This is a genomic window from Amycolatopsis sp. NPDC006125, assembly GCF_040614195.1.
Taxonomy (GTDB): domain Bacteria; phylum Actinomycetota; class Actinomycetes; order Mycobacteriales; family Pseudonocardiaceae; genus Amycolatopsis_E; species Amycolatopsis_E tucumanensis.
The window spans coordinates 1-22,259 of the sequence record NZ_JBEXTZ010000038.1 but is presented as its reverse complement, the minus strand read 5'-3'; the positions used below and the strand labels follow the sequence as shown (position 1 = coordinate 22,259).

Sequence of the window (22,259 nt, the reverse complement as noted above, 5' to 3'; positions counted from 1 at the left end):
GATGGTGAACCACATCCGCATCGTCTGGGAGCTGATGGCCGCGCGGCTCGCGCTGCTGCGGGGCGAACCGGAACGCGGCGAGATCACCACCACGGTCATCGTCACCGCCCTGATGGCGATCGCCGCGATCGCGATCATCGCCATCATCGTGGCGAAACTGACGCAGAAGGCGAACTCGATCGATCTCGGCCTCGGCAGCTGAGCATGCCGGCCGGGAGGGTTCGCCGGGCGATGCGCGGAGACCGGGGTGAGGTCACGGTCGAGCTGGTGCTGGCCACCCCGCTGCTGTTGCTGGCACTGCTGGCGATCGTCCAGTTCGCCCTGTGGTCCCACGCCACCCACGTCGCCCAGGCCGCCGCGTCCCAAGCCCTGGCCGCCGCGCGCACCCAGAACGGCACCGCCGGCGCCGGCCAGGCCGCCGGGCAGCGCCTGCTCGACGACCTCGCCGCCGGGCCCCTACGTGAGCCGCAACTCGCGGTCTCCCGCAGCGCGGCCACGGTGTCGGTGAGCATCCGCGGCCAGGCCGCGGCGGTGCTGCCCGGCGTGCATCTGCACGTGCACGCCGAAGCCTACGGCGAGGTCGAACGCTTCCTACCCGACCTCACCACAGCGCACGGCTCTTGAGCGGAGGAAGTCTATTGTTTGAACCGAGTTCAGCTTCCGCGACGAGGTGGCGACGCTGGTGGGCGGCCGAGCGCGGCTCGGTGACGGCCGAGGCCGTGCTCGTGGCGCCGGTGCTGGTCATGCTACTGGTGTTCGTGGCCGTGGTGGTGCACCGCGGCGTCGACGCCCGGCTGCGCCTCGACGACGCCGCCCACCAAGCCGCCCGCGCAGCCACCCTGCAACGCAGCACCACGGCCGCCACCACCGCCGCCCGCGACACCGCCAGCGCCGCACTCGCCCAGGCCGGCCTGGTCTGCCGCGACGTCGCCACCACTCTGTCCGGAGCCCTGACCCCGGGCGAGGCGGTCACCGTCCACGTTCGGTGCACCGTGGACTTCGGGCAGGCGCTGCTGCTGGGCGTGCCCGGCGGGAAAACCCTCGAATCGAGCGCCAGCGAGGTCGTCGACACCTACCGATCACAACCCGCTGCCGGAGCGACGCCATGACCGGCCCAAGTTTCTGGTGGCGTGCCGAGCACGGGCGAGTGACCGCCTTCGTGCTCGCGCTGCTGATCGGGCTGCTTGCCCTGGCCGGTCTGAGTCTGGACGGCGGGCTCGCGCTGGCGAGCAAGGTCCGCGTGGGCGGTCACGCTGAGTCCGCGGCGCGGGCCGGCGCGCAAGCCCTCGACCTCGCCGCCTACCGCGCCGACGGCACCCTCCGGCTCGACCCCGCGCGAGCGCGTGACCTGGCGCAGCGGTACCTGGCCGGTGTCGGCGCGACCGGCACGGTCCAGGTGGCCGGGGACACGGTCACGGTCGAGGTCACCGACACCTATCGGCCCCAACTGCTCTCGCTGATCGGCATCACCGACATCCACACCCACGGCCGCGGCGCCGCACACCCCCAGCGCGGAGTCACCGGTATCGAGCCCTGAAACCCGGCACCGACAAGGAAGGAAAGCCGCATGGTCACGTCCGAAGACGAAATCACCCGCCGCCTCCGGGAAACTGATTCCGCGCGCAGTGTCCGTCGCGCGCACGCCGCGACCACCGTCGGCCAGCTCGCCCGCCGGCACGCCGAACTCGCCGGCCAACTCGCCGAGCTCGAACGCGAACTCGGCGACACGCTCACCGCGGCCGGCGACGTCATCGACGTGGCCGAGTTGTCCCAGGTCACCGACATCCCCGTCGCCGACCTGGCGCGCTGGCGCGACCACGCGGCCAAACCCCACCGCGGCGGCAAACGGAAACGCCCCGCTGCGAAGCAGAAACCCGCCAGCGGCAAGGAACCCCAGCAACCCACCAGCACAGTGGCCGCGCGCACGGTGACACCGGCCGCGCCGGACTCCACAGCGGTCGCGGTCGGCGCGGCGAGCACCTGATGAACACGCCGGTCGGCGGCATCGGGATCGCGCGGCTGCTGGGCCGGGCGGTGCGTGGGCTGCTCGCCGCGGTGCTGCTGGCCGCGCTGGTGGCCGGGCTTCCGTGGGCGCTGATCCACGGCGTGGGATGGCCGCTGCCGGACCACCTGCCGAGCCTGGACGAGATCGGCAGCGTGTTGATGGCGCCGATGACGAGCAAGTTCCTGCTCGATGCGATCGCCTGCCTGGCCTGGTTGCTGTGGCTGATGTTCGTCATCGACGTCGCCGCCTGCACCCTCGACGTCGCCCGCGGCGCGCGGTGGCCGGACCTGCGAATACAGAGCGGTCCCGTGCGGCGCGTCGCCACCGTGCTCGTCGGAACCTTGCTGATCGCGGTCCTCGGCCGCACCGCGACCGCCGCACCCACACCCGCAGGACACGCGCCGATCGTCGCTGCGGCCGTCCATCAGCCAGTGCCCGAGTCCGCGACGGAGCGAGTCAGGGCACCGGAGGCCGGGGTCCACGACTCGCTATGGCGGATCGCGCAACGCCGACTGGGCGACGGGAACCGGTGGCCGGAGATCTGGACCCTCAACCAGGGCAGCACCCAACCCGGCGGACGGCTCCTGACCAACCCCGACCTCATCCACCCCGGCGACCTGCTCCGCCTGCCCCAGAGCACCCCACCCGCCCCGCCGGAAAGCGCCTCCGGGACACCGGCGCCGCCGACCTCACTCGTGAGCCCGGTTCCGAGCACCATGCCCGCCGCCGACTCCGGGAGCCGGAGCAAACCAGCCGACGACGCGACGTGGGGCAGTAGCGAGACCTTCGTCAGCCTGGGCTTGGCCGCGGCGGTCAGCGCGCTGCTGGTGCTCGCGCGCCGCCGCCACAACGCGCGCTACCGGCCCGGCAGCGGCCGACGCGACCAACTGCCCGTCGCGCCCGTGGTCTACCAGCTGCGCCTGGCCCACCTGCGCACCCAGCACGATGAGGACACCGAACTGGACACCGAATCGGCCGAACCGGCAGCTCCGATCGAGCACCGCGTGCGGGTAGTGGGCGGCGCCGGGCCGGAGGACTCGTCGTCGGTGGTCGACATCGGCCTCGACGTTCCCTTGCAGGGAGAGGGGACCCAGGTTGCCCTCGATCTGGCCCGCGTGCACGGGCTCGGACTCGTCGGACCCGGCGCCTACGCCGCCGCTCGTGCCTTGCTGCTCACCCTCCTCACCGCCCGACGCGACGACGGTCCAGCGCCGGCGGTGCTCGTGCCCGCCGCCGACCTCAACCGGCTGCTCGGCGTCCCGGTGCCGCCCGCCGACCTCCCGGACACGGTCACCGTCGTATCCGACCTGGACACCGCCCTGGCCGCCCTGGAATCCGACAACCCGCCGCGCGGGTGCACCCTCGTCGCCACGCCACCGACCGAAGCGGGGCAGCAGGAGCGGCTGCGGCACCTGCTCGACGACCACGCCCAGCACGGGCTGACCGCGCTGCTGCTCGGCCAATGGCGCCCCGGCGTCACCGCCTACGTCACCGCCGGCGGCGTCATCTCCGCCACCGACCCCGGCCTCGGCGAACCCCTGCGCGGCACCAGGGCCTTCACCCTGCCCGAGACCGCCACCCGCGACCTGCTGACCTTCCTGCGCACCGCCCAAGCACCAGCGGAGGACAGCAGCCTCAACCACGATTCCGATCATCTGGAAATCACCGCCGAACCACCAGTACAGCCACCACCAGAGGAGGGCGCTCCTGAGCCCCCGCCGACCGCGGTCGCGCAGTCCGAGAACGCGACGGCGGCGCTGATGCTGACCGTGTTCGGCGCCCCGGCCCTGCACTGGCGTCCCGACCCCACGCGGCTGCAGGACCTGTCCGCGGAACTGAGCGGTCGGCTGACGGAACTGCTGGTGTTTCTGGCCCTGCACCCCGGCGGCGCGTCACGGGACGCCATCATCGACGCCCTGTGGTCCCATCGACCGCCCCGCAACCCCGCCAGCGTGCTGCGCACCATCCTGTCCCGGATCCGCCGCGCCCTCGACACCGCCACCGGTGGCGCCGTCGGCGAACTGGTGCTGGCCGAGCACGGCCACTACCGGCTCGACCCGGCCATCGTGCAGGTGGACTACTGGGCCTTCGCCGACGCGGTCACCCGTCGCCGCACCGCCACCACCCCTGAGCAGCGCATCAACGCCTACGAGGCCATCGTCGCGCACTACGGCGGCTTCCTGGCCGAGGGCCTGAGAGCCGAATGGCTAGCCGCCGCACGGGAAGCGACCCGCCGCGACGCCCTCGACGCCGTGGCCGCGCTCGCCCGCGCCCGCGTGGAGACCGACCCCGACTACACCCTGGATCTGCTGGAAACCGCGCGCGCATTCGACCCGCACAACGAGTTGCTCTACCGCGACATCATGCGCCTGCAACACAAACTCGGCCGGCACGACGCCATCTCCCGCACCCTCACCCTCTTGCACACCCGCCTCGCCGAAATCGACAACGAACCCACCCCGGACACCATCAACCTCGCCCAGCGACTCCGCGCCCGCCACACCGGAATCCCCCTCGACGGCCCGTCTCGCGCCCCAGCGAATGAATGAACCACACCCCCTCCCGTCAGCGTCAAAGGCATTTGGGTGGAGCGGCGAAATGCCTCGATTACTTGCCCCGATCACGCGCGCTCGGATGCTAGCGTCGACCGCGGTAATAGCATCGCCGACGCGGAAAAAGAAGAACTCTGTGAGCGCGCCCCTGCATTCTGCGGCAATTCTGTCACTGCTCCACGTCGAGCGCCGTGCGCGCCTGCGTCGTTTCCCATGTCGCAGCCGTGGCCGCGCCCGTACGCGACCACTCAATGCCACGGGCACTGGGCGAGGCGATGCCGAGCGTGACGGCCAACCGTGGGGCCGTCGGCCCGGCCGATCCGCCTCGCCCTCCGGTATCCGGCTAAGCCGGATCCCCTCGTGTCAAGCCTTCTCGCAGGTCACCAAGGATGACGGGGGATCCACCGGTATCCCAGACTCGCTTGATACCAAGCGGGTAAGCACATCAGGCCCGGCGGCGGTGTCGCCCGTGGTCACCCTTGTTGTCGGCTGTGCACAAGTGCACTCCGCTCACCCCATCCGTCTCGTACTTGCTCACATATTTCCTCTGGGCAATTCTTGTCCGCGGTTTCTTTATTCGCGGCCGGCTTTCTTTGCCCTATCCAATCGCGACCCGAGCCGCTCTGACCTGCGCAAATGTCTGCAGGAAACCGACGCCAGCAGTCCGTCAGGATCACCGAAATTCGCCGAAATTGACGCGGGAAACCTATTGCGCACCGCCCGGGATCGAGTTACGTTTGTTGTGTCACCGGGAATCCCGGAAAACCGGAACCAGCGAATTCACGAATGGGGACCGTTATGTGCTACACCGATGTCACGACCCACGCTGACGGAACCGCCACCGCGTTTTGCTGCTGCGGATGGACCGAAGAACACGCAAGCCACGACGCCGCCGCAGCCGCCACCGACGCGCACCACGACGCCACCGAATTCGCGTACAGCTGAACCGCCCAAACCCGCGCCACATCCCGGAAAGGGGGCCACGCCGTGAGCCGCAACGCCAGCACCCCGCGAACCCCGGCGGTGCACGCCATCGACCCGATGGCCGATCCCGCGCCGCAGCCGGAAATTGCTGTCGACCACTTCATGGCAAACGGGTGCGCGGTCGTGTGCGTGGTCATCGACCCCGCCGACGCGCAACAAACGTTGTACGGTGCGGTCACCCGCCCCGACGGAACGCTCGCCGGAACCTACTACCCGGCCGACCGGGTGCGCGGTGAGCACTGGCGCATCGTCGCCGCCGACGGCACGCACTACAGCGCGGCCAGCGAATTCGACGCCGTCGAATGGCTGTCCACCACCGCCACCACCCCCGGCGGGCCCGACACGGGAACCGTGGAATGCGGCGGCTGCTCGCGACCGCTGACCATCACCCGCCAGCAGTGGGAACGCGACGCGTTCGCGCCCTGCCCGTGCGGCAGCGGCGCCGACCTGAACTTCCATCGGCGGCACGCCGAATGGGGCGAAAACCTCTAGTCCGTGACCGCGACCGTCTGAAAGGGACACGGGATGAGCACGCCCGCGACAACGTCCGCCCGGGGCGACACACCCGCCACCTCCGGCGCGACAACCCGGCTGCGCAACGGCGAATTGCGCCGCATGGTGGCCGAACACCTCGCCCACAACCCCACCGCCACGGTCACCCCGTCCACGATCGCGCAGGCCCTGAAACGATCATCGGGCGCGGTGGGCAACGCGCTGGCGACGTTGGCCGCGCGCGGGGAAGCCGAGCAGGTCGGCACCAGCCCGGTCACCTACCGCGCGACCGGGAAAACCGCCGACGCCGCGAAAACCGTCACCATCACCCCACGCACCACCACCGCGTCGGTGCCTCCGGCTTCTTCCGCTCGGGCCGCGATGGTGACCACCCCGGTCCGTCGCCCGAACGGGCAGATGTACCACCCGCGCAAGCTGTCCGGGCTGTCCGATGTCACCGCGCTGCGGCGGTTGCGTGCCGCTGGGGTGTCCGCGCTGATGTACGGCCCACCCGGGACCGGGAAGACGTCGGTGGTGGAGGCCGCGTTCGATGACCTGATCACGGTGCAGGGCGACAGCGATACCGTCACCGACGATTTCGTGGGCTCCTACACCCAAACCCCGGACGGGCGCTACGAATTCGCCTACGGCCCGCTGGTGACCGCGATGCGTGAGGGGCGGGCGCTGTTCATCGACGACGCCACCCTCATCCCGCCGACCGTGCTCGCCGTGGTATATCCCGCGATGGACGGACGCCGCCAGATCATCATCAAATCCCACCGCAACGAGGTGGTCGACGCCGCGCCCGGGTTCTACGTCGTGGCCGGGCACAACCCCGGCGTGCACGGCGCGGTCCTCACCGACGCGCTCTCGTCGCGGTTCGCCGCGCAGATCCACGTGTCCACCGACTACGACCTCGCCACCCAGCTGGGGATCGAACCGAAAGCGGTGCGGGTCGCGCGGAACCTGGCCGCACGGCAGCACAAGGGCGAAATCGGGTGGGCGCCGCAGCTGCGTGAGCTGATCGCGTTCACCCGGATCGCCGACGTGCTGGGCACCGCCGCCGCCGCTGGCAACCTGCTCGGCATCGCACCGGAGGAAGACCGCGACGTGGTCGCCGACGTGGTGCGCAACGTGTTCGGCCCCCACGTCGCCCCGCTGTCACTGGGCCCGCAGTTCTAACGGACAGTCCGGAAAGGACAGGACATGAGCACCCACGTCGCCACCGCCACCGCCACACCGACCGCCGTGTTCCCGGCCGCGCCCGGGTGGCTGACCCTGTCCGCCGCGTTCGGCGACGAGGTCCCCGTGATCGCCGACCGCGACGACATCGTGGTGACCGTCGCGCCCGGAGCGGGCCACGGCGCCCCCGCGTGCTTCTTCTACGACCCGGCCACGATCGAGGTCGACGGGGGCCACGTGGACAGCGGGGTCGACCCCGCCACGGTCGCCCCGCACCGGGTCGGGGACCGCAAGCGCTACCGCACCGCGTGGGGACTGCTGACCCACGAATGCGCGCACGCCAAACACTCGGTGTGGCGCGCCCCGGACGACGCGCCACCCGGCGCGGCAGCGGCGGCGAAACTGCTGGAGGAGTCCCGCATCGAAGCGGCACAGCTGCGCCGCCGCCCGGGCGACCGGTACTGGTTGCGCGCCAGCGCCACCAACCTCCTGCTCGCCGATCTCAAGGTCGACCTCGACGACCCCGCGACCGCCCCGCAGATGACGATCGCCGACGCCGCACGCTGCGCCGCGCTGCTGCTGGCCCGGGTGGACGGGGGAGTCCTCAACAGCCGCGAAACCGCCACCGTGCGCCGCGAAGTCGCCCGGGTCCTCGACGCCGGCACCCTGGACACGCTGCGCGAGATCTGGCGCGAGGCCCACCGCACCGCCGACGACGACACCGACACGATGATCGACCTCGGCCGCCGCTGGTGCGAAGCCCTGGGCACCGACCCTAACGACGCACCCCCCGAACCCGGCAACACCGCACCGGCGCAGGGCGGCACCAGCGGCACCCCGTCGCCGCTGGCGGCAGCGCTCGCCGACGCGGTGGCGGCCATCGACCACGCCGTGGCCGCCGAGCCCGCACCCACCGACCCCACCACCGAGGCGCTGGAGGCCGCCGCGCGGGAGGACGCCGCCCACCACCGGGCCCAGCGCGACGCGCGCGCCGTGTTCGACGGCCGCGGCGCACCCCCCACCTCCGGCACCACCATCCGGGGCACCCGGCCGCCCACCGCGTCCGAACGCACCGCCGCGCGGCACCTCGCCCGCGCGCTGACCACCGCCGGAGCCCGCGACCGCACCCCCACCAAAACCCGCTCCGCCCTACCGCCGGGACGGTTGCGCATGCGCGGCGCCATGACCGCCGACGCGCAACGCGCGGCGGGCGCGATCCCCACCGCCGAACCGTTCACCCGCACCACCCGCGCGACCGTGCCCGCCCCACCGCTGCGGATCGGGATCGCCTGCGACGTGTCCGGGTCCATGAGCGCCTTCGCCGCACCGGTGGCCTCCGCCGCGTGGATTCTCGCCGAGGCCACCCGCCACACCTCCGTGCCCGCCACCACCGCCACCGTCATCTTCGGCTACCACGTGCGCCCCATCACCCGCCCCGGCAGCACCCCGCCACGCGTGACCGAATTCGACACCAACGACGGCGAACACCACATCGACACCGCGATCAGCGCGCTCGACGGCGCGCTCGACCTCACCCGCCCCGACGCCGCCCGGCTGCTCGTGATCGTCTCCGACGGTTGCTTCGAAGCGACCACCAAGGAACCGGGCCAGAAGATGCTCGACCGGTTGCGCGCCAGCGGATGCGCGGTGCTGTGGCTGGCGCCCGACGCACCCTTCAACGAACCCATGCCCGGCGCCACCGTGCATACCCTCACCGACCCCACCACCACCGCCCGCGCCATCGGACAGGCCGCCACCGCCGCCCTGCGCGCCTCTCGCTGAACCACCACCCGGCGGCGGGGGCAACCAACCCTCCCGCCGCCGGACCAAACCCCACAACCACAAGGGAAAGGACACGCCAGCCATGACCACCGACCCGTACCCGACCTTGCCCCCCCCGACGCCGTCACCCTCGTGCCCGCACCCCCGGACACGGTGCCGCTGCGCAACCCCACCGACGCATGGGCACTCGTCATCACGACCGTCCGACTCGGCCGGCCCTGGTCCACCCGCCCCACCGACCTGATGGCCGGGGTGTGGCTGCCCGCCCAGCCCTCCGCCGACGTGCACCAGGGCGACGTCGCGGTGCGGCTGCACCCGCCCGCCAACCACGACCCCGGCAAGACCAAGGTCGAGATCCTCACCGCGACCGCCTACGGCTGGCACAACATGCTGACGCTGCCCTCGATGGACGCGCGCTGGCCACACCACCTCGCCGCCACGCTCGTGGCCTGGATGCGGGCCCTCGCCGACGAGGCCGAGCGCGCGATCGGGCAGCGGCTGTTCACCTCGTCGGTCGGCGCGCCACCGTACCCCGACGGGCTTGACCAGCTGATCGACGCCGGACTGCTCGCGCCCGGCGACGAGCTGGTGTGGAACGGGCACACCGCGATCGTGGGCCACGGCGGCGCGCTGCTGCACGGCACCGAACCCGCCCCGGTGTTCCCGACCGCCGTGTCCGCGCTGGCGACCCGGCTCGCCACACCGACCACGGTCAACGGCTGGTACCTGTGGCGCCGCGCCCGCGACGGCCGCCTCCTCGCCGACCTTCGCGCCGAGCTCGCCATCGCGCCCCTGAGCGTGCAGCGATGACCCGTGACGCACCCTCCCGGCACGGCGACGTCCGCGACGCCGACAGCGGCCTCCCGCGCCTGCTGACCACCAAGTGCGCGACCTGCATCTTCCGGCCCGGCAACCTGATGTTCCTCCCGCCCGGCTACCGCGACCAGCTCGTGCGGGAGGCACTCGCCCGCGACAGCTGGATCGTCTGCCACGCCACACTTCCCGACACCGGCAACCCGCGCGGCACCCAGGCCCTGTGCCGGGGCTTCTGGGACGTCCACGCCGCGAGTCCGCGGGCTGCCGCCTCACCCTCGCCCTCGGCGGACCCGTGCTCGTCCCGCCACCCACACCACCCGCAGGAACCGCGCCCGCCGCGGGGGAGCAGTGATGGTGACGCGCACGGACTTCTACCTCGGAGCGGGCCCGAGGGCGGAGTGGATCGGGTCCCTGCAGTTCGCCTGCCATCCCGACAACCTGCTCAAGGACCACCACGGCCGCGCCGTCCTGACCGCGCCCGCCCTGGCGCGCTACCGCGACGCGGTGCGGGACCTGCTGACGAGGTGGCCCATCGAGCGCCTCGGGGTGGGCCACCCGCCCCGCCACGGCTGGCCGTGGGACTGGGACACCAGCCACTGCAACGACTGGATCATCACCTTCCTCAGCGGCCCCGGCGGCGGCGTGCACCTGACAGCGGGCGGTGGCGCCCGCTGGCACCACCTCGACCCCGACGACCCGCGCCCGCCACTGCAGTGCGGCCCGCCCGACCTCGCCGCCTGGGCACGCGACCCCGCCGCACCGCCAGCGGTCGCGCTCCCGGTGTTCCGCGCACCCGGCGACTCGCCCACCGACTACGCCCGCGTGTTCTGGCACCAACCCTGACACTCCGGAAGGAAACCCGTGCGAGACAGGAAGAAAAGGCTCCTGTGGACGGTGCTGGCGGTGCTGCTGCCGGGACCGTGGACCCCGGTCGTCGTGGCGGCCTACCTCCTCGGCCGCGCCGCCGAGCGCGACCAGGACACCGACATTGCTGCCCGTCCCGCGCCGAACCTGCCACCCGACCCGGCCACGTCGAACCCTTACCAGCCGCCGCGCAACCGGACTTCCTACACCACCGGAGGCGTGTGATGAGCCGCTCGACCACCCACGACTTCTACCTCGGGCGCGGACCCGATGCCGAATGGATCGGATCGATCCACCTCGGCACCTGCGCCTGCCAGAGTGTCGACGGGATCTGGCGGGCCCGCGCCGCGGACGAGTTCACCGACCTCGTCAACTCCTTCCTGCACGCCGCCGAGGTCGGCCAGGCCGGCGAGGTCACCCACCCGAGGCCGACCGTGGCCGTGGACCTGGCCCACCAGCCACGGCGCCGACTACACCCATGCCTTCGACACGGGCACCGTGTGGACAGCGCGGCAGGGCCAGCGCTGGGCGATACGCGCGGGCGAGTACATCCCGCCGCGACCGGGCGACACCCCGGTGGTGTTCCCGCACGGTCGCGTTACGTGCGGGAACACCACCGGGATCGACGCCACCGACACCACCCGCCGCCGCTACGGAGCGCTCCTGGGCGAGACCCACCGCCACGACCTCGCCCAGCTCGGAGTGCGCATCCCGGCCGACCTCACCCTGCCGTCGCCGCCGGGACCGGCACCCGCTCAGCTCGCCGAGCTCCGCGCGCAACTCCCACCACACCTGCGGTATGCCATCACCTGCGACGAGACCACGGTGGAGCTGGAGATCGAGGTCTTTGCTTACACGACGTCGACCCCGCCGCCGACGCGGCAGCACAGGCCCTCACCGGACTGCCCGCCCTCTATGGATGGACCGACCCCGACGCCGGGCCACCCCGCTTCGCCGTACGCGTGCTCCTCGCCGACGACGAACGCCACCGCACCCACCCCGTGCTGGCCGACCCGCACACACGCGCGCTGCTGACCACCACCTGACTCCGCGACCAGCCAGTGGGCCGAATTCCTGCAAACCACCTCGACACCCACAAGGAGGCCGACATGACCCACCCCGACCAGACGCCGCTCGAGGAGCGCTGCCCGGACTGTCACGCCGGAATCGGCCAAGCCCACCGCGAGGGCTGCGACGTGGCCCGCTGTCTGGCCACCGGACTGCAGCGCTTCGGCCACGGAGCTGCCGCTGCCCCCAAGACGTGTGGACCGGGCGGTGGCCCAGTGAAGCCGAATGCGCCGAATTCGGCTGGATGCTCGGCCCCGGCCTGCCCGACTTCAACCGCCTGCTCACCACCGCCACCTGGGACCCGGTGGCCTACCGCTGGGCCCGCCCGACCGCCGAAGGAGACACCCGATGAACACCCTCACCACCTCCACCGACTCGTCCGCGGACATTGGCCTCGCCGCCGGCGAGCACTGGATCGAACACGTGCCCGCCGCACGCACCCAGCATCACCAGGCCAGCTTCCCCGCCGTGATCGAACCCCGGCGCCACGGTCTGTGGGTGCGGCCCCGGCTGCGCCGCGAGGTCGCGCAGGCGCTGTGCGAGTGGCTCAACCTGGTGTACCCGACCGACCCGGACTGGTATCCACTGGCCCGCTTCGAGAACGACCTGCTCGTCGTCTTCACCGGCGAGGCCGCCCACCAGCGCCACGAGATCCCACCCGACGAGGGCGGCCGCTACCCGTGGCCCACCTCGGCCGCTGGTTCCTGTCCACCCCGACTCGCACCGCCGCCCGAATCGCGCACGAGCTGGCCGTGCTGGGCGATCTCACCCGCCGCGAGCCCTACCTCGGGGAAACCCTCGTCACCTGCGACCCCGCCAACGCAGCGGCGAGCGCGTTCCCCGCACGGATCGACACCCGCCCCGAGCAGCCGTTGACCCCGGTGTTCCGGTCCGAGATCGCCGAAGCCGTGGCCGCCTTCTGCACCACCCACCACGACCTCGCCCCCGACGACTACCCGCAGGTCTACCTCGACGGCCACACCCTCGTCCACGTGCACCAGCACCTGCGCGTCCAGGACAACTACCTGCCCCGGCGCATCAACCCCGACCCCGACGGCAACTACGCCATCGACGGCGACGAGTGGACCTTCCACCTCGTCCAGACGTCGCCCTGCACGAAGTAAAGGAGGGCGCGCCGTGCTGCCCGCGTTTCCGCCCGGCGAGACTCTGGTCGCCTCGCCGTATCAGGCGGTGTTCCCGGGATTCCCGCCAGCGAACTCCCGCCCGCCGTCATCACGACTCCCGAGATCGGGCCCGAACCGCACAGCGAGGGCTGCTGGCGGGAAACCGGGCTCCGATGCCGCCGATCCGTTGCGCGCTGGATCGGCATCTACCTGGAATCGATCTACGGCGGCGTGCAGGTCCACTACGAGTGGCAAGGCGAGGCCCTGCACATCTACGACCACCCGTGGGGATTCGCACCCGAACCACGCGTCATCCTCCCCGACGACCATGGCCGCTACGAGATCCACGACGTATGGTTCCCGATCGCTCCGCCGCTGGCGACCGCGCTCGGATGCCGCCACCAGGCCGCGCGTGCGATCTTGGCAGGTGACGCTCCGCCACGCGCCACGCCGGAGATGCTGACCTATCTGACCGCCTTCCCGAAGACCGGACCGAGGACACGGCACAACCTCGAAAAGCTGCTCGCCCGCACTCACTGATCGGCTGTGGACGCTCAATCGCCAGCGACGAGGTGTTGCAGGCACCGCTGCATGCGGCGAGAAAGTCGCGTGCAGCCGCACCGGCATCGCGGCGTCGAACTCGACGATGGCGTTCTCGGCGATCTCGTACATTGGGGCGTCAGGTAGCGCGAGCAGCACCGGGGATTGGGTAGAGACCACGATGTGGCTTTGCTGCCGCACCAGTTCGGCGAGGCGTGCCAGCGGACCTCGCTGAAACCTTCGTCGACCGGAAGCGGCATCGGGAACGAGCTGCTGCTGAACGGCGGCGGGGGCGGGTCGTACAGCGTGTACCGGTCCAAGCAGGCTTTGCCGCTGCCCACCACCTTCGACCTGACTTCGGGCGTGTGGACCAAGGCGAACCAGGCGTTTTGGTCGACGTTTTGTAAGGAGGAGCGAGGCTCTGACTACTTGAGCCATTCCAGGCCGTCTGGCCGTCCTTCCCGCTATCGTGCGTGCCTCGTAACGCAGTGCTCCTCGATCACGATTCCGGAGACGTGCAGTTCCACATCGGACGTTTGCGGGTTGCAGCAGGGCTGGTCGGTCGTGACTCCGTTGACGGTGTATCTCGATCAATGTCACTGGGTTACGATGGCGCGTTCGATGTTCAGCCCCGAGAAGATCTTGAACAAAGATGAGCTTGCCGCGGCGGACGCGCTGTGGCGGTATGTGCGCCAGGGCTATGTGAGACTGCCGTTGTCGAGTGCGCACCTGGCGGAGACCGCGCATGCGGGGGCAGCGAATCGACGCAGGATGCTGGCGGAAGCCATGCTCGATGCGTACGACGGGTGGCACATGCGCCACCCGATCGACGTGCGTCGGACCGAGCTGTCGTGGTCTCTTCGCGGAGCCAGTAGCGACGCTGTCCGCGCAGATGACGTCTTCAGTCAGAAGCCGGGCACCCCCTTCCGCGCGGAGGAGTACGTGCCCTACAAGGCGGAGGATTCTGACCTGCCTGGATGGGCCCGGCGTCAAGTTGAGATTCGCTCCTGGCGCGATGCGTGGGCAGCCATTCTCTTGACCGAGACGATGACCCCAGCCGAACAAGACCATGCCGACGCACTCATCGGCGGATGGGCGGCCTCGTATCAGGAACTTGCGGAGTACATGAGGGATCATCCTGCCGATAGGGACATCCGTCTCGTTGCTGCGGCACGAACGGCCGCTGATCTGATGCAGGAAATTTCGGCAGAGGCACACCTTGCGAACCTGACGCGTCAGCAGTTCTCGGCTTGGCTCCAGTCGGAGCGCACGATTGAACTGTTCGCCGCCTTGCCGTTCGTCGGTCGAATCATGGAGATCACGTACCAGCGTCTCCGAAATCCGCAGCGTGTATGGAAACGGAACGACCTGAACGACATCATGTATCTCGCATGCGCTGCGGGTTACGCGGACGCCGTGGTGATCGAGAAGGACCTAGCGCACCACCTCACGACTGGCGAGGCGAGGACGACGCCAGGGGCAGTTGTGTTCCGGAATCTGCGCGAGCTGAGAGGTCACATTCGAGCTATGGCGGCCTGATCCTGGCTGACGATCGTGGGGCTATCGTGAGCCGGGAACAGGCTGTATCCACCCTCGACACCACTGCCTCTCACGAGCGGGCGACCGCTACCGAATGCTTCGTCGAGCTGGACCGGCTGCCGGCTGAGCACATGGAAGGCGAAACGGCCGGCAACACCAAATGCGCCTACGAGGCCGACTGGAGGGTGTGGCAGGAGTCCGCTGCCGGGCTGGGGATCCCCGAGACCTCGGCCAACCTCGGCGCGCTCCTCGGGTGCGTGGTGTACCTCGAGAAGCTCGGCCGGGCACCGAGCACCATCGGTGCGGTCGTCGGCCTGCGGCAGCGTCCTCGGGCGGCATGTTGAGCCAGGCGGTCGCCGACGTCATCTAGCGAGTGGGCGCGCGGGCCGGGTTCGAGGTGCGTCTCATCGGGGACTCGGCGCACGATGCGAAAACCATCGCCCAGCAGGGCGGATGGCGGCCCAACAGTGCGGCGCTCCACAGCTACTTCCGGTAGGCCGACCAGTGCCGACAACGCCCTGAGCGGGATCGGACTATAGAGCGGGGATCAGCCAGTCTCTCCGCGTCAGCTCTTCGTGGCACCGTCGTGATCTTCGTCGACTGCCGGAGGGCCTTCTGTCGGCTTGCCGAGTAGGCGACGCTCCAGTTCAGCGCTCCACTCCGGTGGCGCTCCCGCATAGCGATCGGCGGGCAACGCGCGAGCGATCCGAGACAACGACCCGTTGATCCTCTTCAGCGCCGCGACCGCTTGCTTCATCCTCTGCTCAGGATGTGTGGATGAAGTGACGAATGTCCGGTTTCGGATGACGCTCACGTCCAGCTCGAACCGGTCGACGTAGTGTTCACCATCGGGTGCGTCCAGTTCGATCGTTACAGTCACCTGATCGGGAAATGGGTTCCGGTTGTCCCGCCCGTCGGTGGTGCCATCGTAGTAGATGTTGTCCAGCTCCATACCCGGAACAAGGGCGGGAATCGGTTTGGCGTTGCGCCGCTTCAGGAACGGGGCGACGCTCTCGTGTTCTTGCCCTGGAGGAGGGTCGCCGAGCGGTGGGTCGAAGGTGACTGTGACGTTACGCGCGATCGTTGGCCCGTAGTTCTTGATCACTAGCAGCTGTGTTGCGGGCGCATACGGCTCGTCTCGCAACTCAGCAGCAACCATCGGTCTGGTTCGAGCGCGGCTGTCGGCATCGGCCCGTGCCAGAGTTCGTTTGCCGTTACGCGCCGACCATACGGCAGCACCTGCGCTGACAGATGCAACGACTGAGCTGATTCCGGCCGCGATCGCAGCCACCCAGGCTGGTTCCATCCGACCATGCTAGTCGCGCTCTGGCTGCTCTAACCAACCAGCGACAACCTTGTGTGTGGTCGTCGCCCTGCAGGGGCGACGACCCACACGGCGTTCCGGATGGGGCTCGGCCTACGCCCTGTCCCGGGCCTCCTGCGGGACGTCGGTCTTGGCCGAATTGATCGCGAACCGCTTGGGCGCTTCGCAGGTCTTGATCGCGTACCCGTCGGCGGTGAGCTTCTCCAGGGCGTTGTTGACCGCACCACCAGAGCGGCCGAGGTCCTTGCCGATCTTGGCGGGCCCGAAACTCTGGCCCGCATGCTCGGTGAGGTACTCCTCGACCAGGGCACGCAGCCCGCCCTTGGGCAACCTCTTCTCGGCCGTCGGTGCGGTGTCGGCGGCTTCCGCGTCCGTAGTGGAGACTTCCGCCAACGGCCCGGTCGGGTGCGTACTCTCTGCAGGAGAGGCCGACGGCGGTTCGGGCAACGCTGCGGGAGCATCGTCGCCGGGTGTGCTGTCGTTCGCTGCTGGGGTCGCCGCGTCGTAGGGCGCGTCGGCGGCCTCAGCAGGGTCACCGGCAGCGTTGGTGCTATCCGTTCCCGAGTCGGTGGTGGGCGCCGTTTCCGAGGTGACGGGCTGCTCGACGTCTAGCGCGATGGCGATGTCCGACGGTGCGAGAGACCACGTGTCGGGGTCGCGCGGACCGACGCCAGCGGTGCGGATCACCACACCGTCGCGGTCCCAGCGGGCCAAGATCTTCCTTGCGGTCGAACGGCCGACCCCGGCCGCTAGCGCCAGCTCGGCCGCGGTGACACCGGGATCGTCGGCCAACGCGGCGCGGACCTTGCCGTCAGCGGTCGTTGCAGTGGGCTGCTGATCGAGGCCGTCGCCGACGACGTGGAGGTGGTGCTCCGCGGTGTCGGAGGTGGTCCGGTTCTTTCGGGACATAACAAACTCCAGGTGTGCTGGGATGGAATTGGGTGGTCATGCCTGGCCGGGGGCGGTGGCCCGCCGGTGTGCATCCGGTGGTTCGGGCTACACGACTATGGACGCTTCGTCACCGCCTCCATGTCAAGCGATTGTCCAAAAAAGACCATTGTCAGTCGGAGCTTGGTGCGATTGCTGGAGAAGGCGATCGATGTCTGGCCTGGAGCCGGGGCCGCTGTCGCCCCAACTCGGCGATTACTGGCTCCACTCGGGGTCATGTCGAGGGGCCGAGGCAGAGCTGAACCACCGGGCGGGACGGGAGGTCAAATGTAGTTGATGAGGACGCCCCGGGCGGGTCACGAACCTCAAGTTCGAGATGTGCGGCAAACTTGGCCTATGACCGACCTTGCATACATGGTTCGTGAAGATTGGGCTCAGTACGGCACCACGATGGGAGAACAGAGTGCCGTGATTCGAGAGTGGCTTGGGAGGCCACCATACGTCTTCGCTGCGGCCGATCGGAAGACGCACGAGCTGGACCAGAGCGCTGACGCGGAATTCATGACATACGTTGCCCCTAGCGCCGACGAGCGGCACGTCATCGACCTGTCAGACCTCAACGAGCTCCGACGCAGCGACAAACAGCTTACGGCTCCGCTGGTCGTCATGCATCCCTACAAGGAGCGGGATTGCGATCTTCTTCGCGAAGTTGTTTCGGCGGACTCGGTCGCGAAGATGTTCGTCATCGTTTGGTCACCGCGGGACATGGTCCGTACCTGGCTCGATGGCGTCCGTGCTCTAAACCTGCACACCGGGTCCGTGCTTGAGGCCCCGGACGCCGTGCAACTCGAGGCCGCGAAGTGCTGGGTTAGTGAGCAGTACAACGGGCTGTCGAGTGGCAACGGTAAGGGTGCCGTCGTGCAGTTACTGCGCGTGTTCACCGCCGCTGGCTATCCGCTCGATGCTGAGATTTGGCTGCGCGCCTTCTTTGCAGCAGGCGGCGAGTTCGAGGAAGCTGCGAAGGTTGCGAAGCTGATCAGGGAGATGCGGGACGGTATTCGGCACCGCATCAAGGCGCGCTATCGGCCTAACATTCTCAGCGTGCTACAGGAGCGCGCCACCAAGAACGAGTGATCGCAACGCAACGTTGTTGCGTTCCTTAGTTGTCTGATGACGGCCGCGTGGCGCCGACGTAGGTGTCGTTCGGGTGGCGGTAGTTGTCGATCTGGACGGGGCTGCCAAAGGTGGGCGCGTTGATCATCTTGCCGTTGCCGAGGTAGAGCGCGACGTGGGAGATGGCGGCTGGTGTGCCGTAGAAGACGAGGTCGCCGGGCAGTAGTAGGGAGGCGTCCGGGACGCGGGTTCCTGTGTGGAATTGGGCGTGGGCGGTGCGGGGGAGGCTGATTCCGGCGGCGTCGTAGGCGGCTTTGGTCAGCCCCGAGCAGTCGAATCCGCGATCGCCACTGCCGGGTCCGTCGCCGCCCCAGATGTAGGGCAGTCCTCGTTGGCCGCAGGCGTAGTTGATGGCGGTCAGCGCCGCTGACGTGGGTGCTTGGATGTTGGTGCAGTCTCCGGTGCCGACGAGGGCGGGTGCTGGTTCGCAGCGGATGCCAGCGACGGCGGCGACGATGCGGCGGGCGTCGGTTTCGTGTGGTCCGTAGGCGTGCGGGAAGCCGGAGCGCTGGACCGCTTGGGCGGCGGCGTTGATGCTCATGGCTTGCCAGTTCGGGATGGTGAGCAGGCGTTCGTAGAACTGGGTCGCGGCGTAGGTGGGTGTGGTGATCTGTGCGGGTGTGCCCCAGCCCATCGAGGGGCGTTGCTGGAACAGGCCGAGGCTGTCGCGGTCGCCGTAGTCGAGGTTGCGCAGCCCGGATTCCTGGATGGCGGCGGCGATCGCGACGATCCAGCCCTGCTCGGGCACCCGCATTTGCTTGCCGACGGCCACGATGACGGCCGCGTTGCCCATCTGCTCGGCGGTGAAGCCCGGCATCGTCCCGGTGGGTGTGCCGTCGGGGGTGCAGATCAGCGAGCCTGCGGCGCTGCTGCCGGTGAGGGCGCTGACGACGCCGGCGATTCCGGCGGCGAGGAGCAGCGGGATGGCCAGGACGAGCGCGGCGACGCCGACCGCGAGTCTGCTTCCCATGATCCGGCTCGGGCTCCTTTCCGCGGCGGCGGGTTAGCGGGCGAGCCGGTTCGGCGTCGCGCGCGGCGGAATCGGGCTGGGCGGTGGTAGCCGGTAGGGCGCGGCGGCCGCGGTGTCGGCGTCATCGTCGGGGGTGGTGGGGTCTGCCGGTTGTGGGAGGTCGGGCCAAACGTCGGGCAGGTCGGTGAGGGTGTGTCGGGGGCCGGGCCGGTCGGCGCGTGCGGTGGTCAGCGGCAGCCACATGGCTTCGGCGGGGCTCGGGTGCGCCGTGCGCGGGTTGAGCTGGTCGGCCGCGGCGGTGGCAACCGGGACGGCGTGATGGTTGTCGAGGTCGGCGTGCACGCGGGCCAGCGCGGTGCGGGCGCCGGCTTCGCGGCGGCTGGTGGGCAGCCAGACAAGTACGGGGGTGGCGATGCCGGTGACCTCGGCCAGCCGGGCGTAGCCGATGAGTTTGCGGCCGACTTTGGTGAGGGCTTCGGTGCCGGTGTCGAATTCGAGGAACCATTCGATCTCGCGGTCGGTGGTGCGCCAGCGGCCGTAGCCGTCGGGGATGACGAGGTCGCCGAAGTGGCGGGCGCAGCGTGTTTCGGACCACCACGCCACCAGCGCCTCGCCGCGGGTGGTGCGGGTCTGGGCGATGAGGGAGGTGAAGAAGTCGTTGACGCCGACGGTGTGGGCGAGGCGCTGGTTGTGGGCGATGCCCATGGCGCGGTCGTGGCGGTAGCCCAGTTCCTTGACCTCCAGGCCGTGTTCGGCGGCGAGGACGGCGGCGCCGGCGGGCCCGAGGACGTAGTGCATCGGGGCGGAGCCGCGTTGCCGGAACGGCTGGAACCGCGACACCGCCCGCCACAGATAGAGATCGCGCAGCCGTTGCCGGGCCGAGCGGCCGGAGGGGAATGCGGCGTCCTGGAGTTGGCTGCTGGTCAGGACCCGGTGTTCGTGCAGCAGCGCGAGAATCCATCGGTCGCGGGCGGTGAGCCGGGCGGCGAGCATGGCCTGGTGCTCGACCGAGCCGGCGGCGCGGGGGCTGCGGCGGCCGGGCAGGTGTCCGCGCAACGTGTGCTGACGTGTGGTCGTCGTGATCATGGGCGCTCCTGGAAGGTAGAGAAGAAGATGAACTGCGCCTGAGGATTCGTAATCCTCACCGAAGGAATGGGCGGAGAATGGTGCGGTTTCCAGGCTGGATGCGGTTGTCCTGAGTGGGTGTGTCCTCAGCTAGAGTAAGAGGCATGTTTGTGAAGTGGACAGAGGTTTTGTCGGCTTTCGCTTCCTCGGCGTCGACGCTTCTTTCGGTTATCGCTGCAGGCTTCGCTTTCCGTGGTGTCCACACGGCGTGGCGTAGCTTCGAGTTACACAAGGTGCAACGGCAAGAATCGACGGAGCTTCGGGCGCGAGAGCAGACCTTGTAGTTCTGCGTCTGGCTTGAGGAGATCGGTGATTCGTGGGCTGTGATGGTCCACAATGCGGGCAACATGCCGGTTTACGACGTTTACCTGTCGTGGCACCTCCCTGATCCGGCGACATGGTCTGGCGTTATCGGCGAACTGTCCGATGTTCCGGAAGGTGAGCGCCTAAGCCTGTTAGGTGAGTGGGAGCTTGGGAACGTGGGGCCGACCCTGAATCCTCGATGCGAGGACGGCGTCGGTGAATGGATTCGAGAAGGTGCCGCTCACTGTCTCGAAGCACTGAAAGAGCGTGATCATGAGGTCCTCTTTTTGCCAGGGTTCGAGACTGCTTTCAAGAACATCCGTCTTCGGACTGTCTTTACTGATGTCGCGGGTGTTCGCTGGGAGCGGCGCGGTGCGCGTCTTCAACGGCAGGAGGAATGGGTTTCCGTTGAGGAAGATCAGTCGGACCATTGCTGTGTTGTCTCTGCCGCTGGATGAAGTTTACGCAATGGGGGCGCCAACTTCCTTTGCCGGATTGGTAGGTCCTGTGAGAGGTCGGACGTCGCGCCTGGACGGGATCAGCATGGGACTGGGACATTGGGCGCTCAGGGGCGGGTGCGGCGCGGGTCGGTTTTGCGTGCCCGGGTCGGCGCGACCGGTCGTGTGGCCGGCCGGGGTCGCGTGATGGTGGCGGGCGGGCGTGCGCCGGTGCTGTGTGCGCGGCGTTGGGCGCGCAGTGCGGAGCGGATTTCCCGTGCTCGTCCGGGGATCGGGTCGGACAGGGGTGTGGTGGTGAAGGTGAAGGGTTCAGTTTCTTCGCCGTGGACGACCAGGCGGGCGGCTGCGTGGTAGACGCCGAGGTGAGACAGGTCGTGGTCGGAGAGCCGGGGTGTGGTGTGGCGGGCGAGTTCGCGGGCGTCTTCGGGGCTGGCGGAGAAGAAGATCTTCGAGCGGGCGTTGGTGGAGATGCCTTCCTTGAGTTCGCGGGGCAGCTGGCCGAGGTGCTGGTGCGCCAGGGTCATCGCCACACGAAACCCGCGTGCTTCGGCCAGCATGTCCTCCAGGGGGTAGGGCAGGTTGAGGAAGTTGTGGCATTCGTCGACCACGAGGCTGGCGTCGGGCCGCAGGCGTTGCGGGACGCGGGCGCGGGCGGTGGTGGCCTGCCAGGTGCGGGCGACCACCAGGGAGCCGACCAGGCGGGTGGTTTCCTCGCCGAGTGAGCCTTTGGGGATGCGGACGAGGCAGATGCCGCCCTCGTCGAGGACCTGGCCCATGTCCACGCTGGAGCGGCCGCCGGCGATCGCTTCTTTGACGAAGGGGCGCAGCAGGAACGCGCGCAGCTTGTTCATCAGTGGCGAAATCACCTGGCTGCGGGAGCTGTCGGTGAGGTCGTCGTACCACTGCCAGAAACCGGTGAGCACAGGGTCGGTCAGGCCGGCGGTGATGCGGGACCGGAACGCCTCGCTGGCCAGCAGCTTGGGCAGGTCGGCCAGGGTGGGCACGCCGTCCTGGGCCCGCAGGGTGAGGCAGGCGGCGCGCATGAGGTCGTCGGTGCGTGGTCCCCAGAA

General features: G+C 69.5%; 25 protein-coding genes. 19 read left to right on the top strand and 6 right to left on the bottom strand.

The genetic code is table 11. From position 1 onward, the window contains the following. The first annotated feature begins 1 nt into the window (after position 1). From ABZ193_RS20490 to ABZ193_RS20435, 12 genes are all read left to right on the top strand, one after another. Positions 2-202 (top strand): hypothetical protein, encoded by a 201-nt coding sequence (locus ABZ193_RS20490; RefSeq protein WP_027932213.1) that lies wholly within the window; start codon positions 2-4, stop codon positions 200-202. Between the two features lie 29 nt (positions 203-231). Beyond that, positions 232-624, top strand: coding sequence for a TadE/TadG family type IV pilus assembly protein (locus ABZ193_RS20485; protein ID WP_354711028.1), 393 nt, complete (start codon positions 232-234; stop codon positions 622-624). 80 nt (positions 625-704) lie between these two features. Further along, a complete protein-coding gene (locus tag ABZ193_RS20480) occupies positions 705-1,109 on the top strand; it encodes a TadE/TadG family type IV pilus assembly protein (protein WP_354711027.1) in 405 nt (134 codons plus the stop codon). Continuing rightward, positions 1,106-1,537 carry a pilus assembly protein TadG-related protein gene (locus tag ABZ193_RS20475; protein WP_354711026.1) on the top strand — a complete coding sequence of 144 codons (432 nt, stop codon included), beginning with the start codon at positions 1,106-1,108 and terminating at the stop codon, positions 1,535-1,537. The genes ABZ193_RS20480 and ABZ193_RS20475 overlap by 4 nt, the downstream gene beginning before the upstream one ends. A gap of 30 nt (positions 1,538-1,567) precedes the next feature. Further along, positions 1,568-1,984, top strand: a complete 417-nt coding sequence (locus ABZ193_RS20470) for a hypothetical protein (protein WP_027932209.1) — start codon at positions 1,568-1,570, stop codon at positions 1,982-1,984. Continuing rightward, a complete protein-coding gene (locus ABZ193_RS20465) occupies positions 1,984-4,554 on the top strand; it encodes a BTAD domain-containing putative transcriptional regulator (RefSeq protein ID WP_354711025.1) in 2,571 nt (856 codons plus the stop codon). Before ABZ193_RS20470 ends, ABZ193_RS20465 begins: the two co-directional genes overlap by 1 nt. Positions 4,555-5,544: 990 nt before the next feature. Continuing rightward, complete coding sequence (locus ABZ193_RS20460; protein ID WP_354711024.1) at positions 5,545-6,033, top strand: hypothetical protein; 489 nt, start codon at positions 5,545-5,547, stop codon at positions 6,031-6,033. A 33-nt stretch (positions 6,034-6,066) separates the two neighbouring features. Beyond that, on the top strand, positions 6,067-7,215 hold the full coding sequence (locus tag ABZ193_RS20455) for an AAA family ATPase (RefSeq protein WP_354711022.1): 1,149 nt from the start codon (positions 6,067-6,069) through the stop codon (positions 7,213-7,215). Positions 7,216-7,239: 24 nt separating this feature from the next. After that, positions 7,240-8,997, top strand: coding sequence for a VWA domain-containing protein (locus tag ABZ193_RS20450; protein ID WP_354711020.1), 1,758 nt, complete (start codon positions 7,240-7,242; stop codon positions 8,995-8,997). Positions 8,998-9,129: 132 nt separating this feature from the next. Continuing rightward, on the top strand, positions 9,130-9,807 hold the full coding sequence (locus ABZ193_RS20445; protein ID WP_354711019.1) for a hypothetical protein: 678 nt from the start codon (positions 9,130-9,132) through the stop codon (positions 9,805-9,807). A gap of 357 nt (positions 9,808-10,164) precedes the next feature. Further along, on the top strand, positions 10,165-10,656 hold the full coding sequence (locus tag ABZ193_RS20440; RefSeq protein WP_354711018.1) for a hypothetical protein: 492 nt from the start codon (positions 10,165-10,167) through the stop codon (positions 10,654-10,656). 18 nt (positions 10,657-10,674) lie between these two features. Next, positions 10,675-10,902: a hypothetical protein gene (locus tag ABZ193_RS20435; protein ID WP_354711017.1), complete on the top strand. Its 228-nt coding sequence runs from the start codon at positions 10,675-10,677 to the stop codon at positions 10,900-10,902. A 626-nt stretch (positions 10,903-11,528) separates the two neighbouring features. Here ABZ193_RS20435 and ABZ193_RS20430 read toward each other — a convergent pair. After that, a complete protein-coding gene (locus ABZ193_RS20430; RefSeq protein ID WP_354711016.1) occupies positions 11,529-11,915 on the bottom strand; it encodes a hypothetical protein in 387 nt (128 codons plus the stop codon). 23 nt (positions 11,916-11,938) lie between these two features. Here ABZ193_RS20430 and ABZ193_RS20425 point away from each other — a divergent pair, with 23 nt between their 5' ends. From ABZ193_RS20425 to ABZ193_RS20405, 5 genes are all read left to right on the top strand, one after another. Beyond that, positions 11,939-12,097, top strand: coding sequence for a hypothetical protein (locus ABZ193_RS20425; RefSeq protein WP_354711015.1), 159 nt, complete (start codon positions 11,939-11,941; stop codon positions 12,095-12,097). A 328-nt stretch (positions 12,098-12,425) separates the two neighbouring features. Continuing rightward, positions 12,426-12,869, top strand: coding sequence for a hypothetical protein (locus ABZ193_RS20420; RefSeq protein ID WP_354711013.1), 444 nt, complete (start codon positions 12,426-12,428; stop codon positions 12,867-12,869). 231 nt (positions 12,870-13,100) lie between these two features. Beyond that, complete coding sequence (locus ABZ193_RS20415) at positions 13,101-13,409, top strand: hypothetical protein (RefSeq protein ID WP_354711011.1); 309 nt, start codon at positions 13,101-13,103, stop codon at positions 13,407-13,409. A gap of 183 nt (positions 13,410-13,592) precedes the next feature. Next, the gene (locus ABZ193_RS20410) at positions 13,593-14,948 is read left to right on the top strand and encodes a hypothetical protein (RefSeq protein WP_354711010.1); all 1,356 of its coding nucleotides are present in this window, start codon (positions 13,593-13,595) and stop codon (positions 14,946-14,948) included. Positions 14,949-14,974: 26 nt separating this feature from the next. Continuing rightward, positions 14,975-15,292: a hypothetical protein gene (locus tag ABZ193_RS20405; protein WP_354711008.1), complete on the top strand. Its 318-nt coding sequence runs from the start codon at positions 14,975-14,977 to the stop codon at positions 15,290-15,292. A gap of 221 nt (positions 15,293-15,513) precedes the next feature. Here the strand turns inward: ABZ193_RS20405 and ABZ193_RS20400 are convergent, their stop codons facing one another. Together ABZ193_RS20400 and ABZ193_RS20395 are read right to left on the bottom strand one after the other, a co-directional pair. Next, on the bottom strand, positions 15,514-16,254 hold the full coding sequence (locus tag ABZ193_RS20400; RefSeq protein WP_354711007.1) for a hypothetical protein: 741 nt from the start codon (positions 16,252-16,254) through the stop codon (positions 15,514-15,516). A gap of 111 nt (positions 16,255-16,365) precedes the next feature. Beyond that, positions 16,366-17,181, bottom strand: a complete 816-nt coding sequence (locus ABZ193_RS20395; protein WP_354711006.1) for a hypothetical protein — start codon at positions 17,179-17,181, stop codon at positions 16,366-16,368. Between the two features lie 375 nt (positions 17,182-17,556). On the opposite strand from ABZ193_RS20395, the gene ABZ193_RS20390 reads away from it, so the two are divergent. Next, entirely contained in the window at positions 17,557-18,294 is a 738-nt protein-coding gene (locus tag ABZ193_RS20390; protein ID WP_354711004.1) for a hypothetical protein, read from the top strand. Positions 18,295-18,319: 25 nt separating this feature from the next. Here the strand turns inward: ABZ193_RS20390 and ABZ193_RS20385 are convergent, their stop codons facing one another. Together ABZ193_RS20385 and ABZ193_RS20380 are read right to left on the bottom strand one after the other, a co-directional pair. Then, positions 18,320-19,303, bottom strand: a complete 984-nt coding sequence (locus tag ABZ193_RS20385) for a C40 family peptidase (RefSeq protein ID WP_354711003.1) — start codon at positions 19,301-19,303, stop codon at positions 18,320-18,322. Positions 19,304-19,336: 33 nt separating this feature from the next. Beyond that, positions 19,337-20,389 (bottom strand): replication-relaxation family protein, encoded by a 1,053-nt coding sequence (locus tag ABZ193_RS20380; RefSeq protein WP_354711002.1) that lies wholly within the window; start codon positions 20,387-20,389, stop codon positions 19,337-19,339. A gap of 386 nt (positions 20,390-20,775) precedes the next feature. Between ABZ193_RS20380 and ABZ193_RS20375 the strand changes: the two genes are divergently transcribed. Next, entirely contained in the window at positions 20,776-21,189 is a 414-nt protein-coding gene (locus ABZ193_RS20375; RefSeq protein ID WP_354711001.1) for a hypothetical protein, read from the top strand. Between the two features lie 107 nt (positions 21,190-21,296). On the opposite strand, the gene ABZ193_RS20370 is transcribed toward ABZ193_RS20375, so the two are convergent. Next, the coding region (locus ABZ193_RS20370) for a type IV secretory system conjugative DNA transfer family protein (RefSeq protein WP_354711000.1) at positions 21,297-22,259 on the bottom strand (963 nt) is incomplete at its 5' end.

Excerpts from the sequence above, each read along its gene's own strand:
- ABZ193_RS20490 (WP_027932213.1), top strand. The coding sequence starts at position 2 with ATGGTGAACCACATCCGCATCGTCTGGGAGCTGATGGCCGCGCGGCTC.
- ABZ193_RS20485 (WP_354711028.1), top strand. The coding sequence starts at position 232 with ATGCGCGGAGACCGGGGTGAGGTCACGGTCGAGCTGGTGCTGGCCACC.
- ABZ193_RS20475 (WP_354711026.1), top strand. The coding sequence starts at position 1,106 with ATGACCGGCCCAAGTTTCTGGTGGCGTGCCGAGCACGGGCGAGTGACC.
- ABZ193_RS20470 (WP_027932209.1), top strand. The coding sequence starts at position 1,568 with ATGGTCACGTCCGAAGACGAAATCACCCGCCGCCTCCGGGAAACTGAT.
- ABZ193_RS20465 (WP_354711025.1), top strand. The coding sequence starts at position 1,984 with ATGAACACGCCGGTCGGCGGCATCGGGATCGCGCGGCTGCTGGGCCGG.
- ABZ193_RS20455 (WP_354711022.1), top strand. The coding sequence starts at position 6,067 with ATGAGCACGCCCGCGACAACGTCCGCCCGGGGCGACACACCCGCCACC.
- ABZ193_RS20450 (WP_354711020.1), top strand. The coding sequence starts at position 7,240 with ATGAGCACCCACGTCGCCACCGCCACCGCCACACCGACCGCCGTGTTC.
- ABZ193_RS20440 (WP_354711018.1), top strand. The coding sequence starts at position 10,165 with ATGGTGACGCGCACGGACTTCTACCTCGGAGCGGGCCCGAGGGCGGAG.
- ABZ193_RS20400 (WP_354711007.1), bottom strand. The coding sequence starts at position 16,254 with ATGGAACCAGCCTGGGTGGCTGCGATCGCGGCCGGAATCAGCTCAGTC.
- ABZ193_RS20395 (WP_354711006.1), bottom strand. The coding sequence starts at position 17,181 with ATGTCCCGAAAGAACCGGACCACCTCCGACACCGCGGAGCACCACCTC.
- ABZ193_RS20390 (WP_354711004.1), top strand. The coding sequence starts at position 17,557 with ATGACCGACCTTGCATACATGGTTCGTGAAGATTGGGCTCAGTACGGC.
- ABZ193_RS20385 (WP_354711003.1), bottom strand. The coding sequence starts at position 19,303 with ATGGGAAGCAGACTCGCGGTCGGCGTCGCCGCGCTCGTCCTGGCCATC.
- ABZ193_RS20380 (WP_354711002.1), bottom strand. The coding sequence starts at position 20,389 with ATGATCACGACGACCACACGTCAGCACACGTTGCGCGGACACCTGCCC.
- ABZ193_RS20375 (WP_354711001.1), top strand. The coding sequence starts at position 20,776 with ATGCCGGTTTACGACGTTTACCTGTCGTGGCACCTCCCTGATCCGGCG.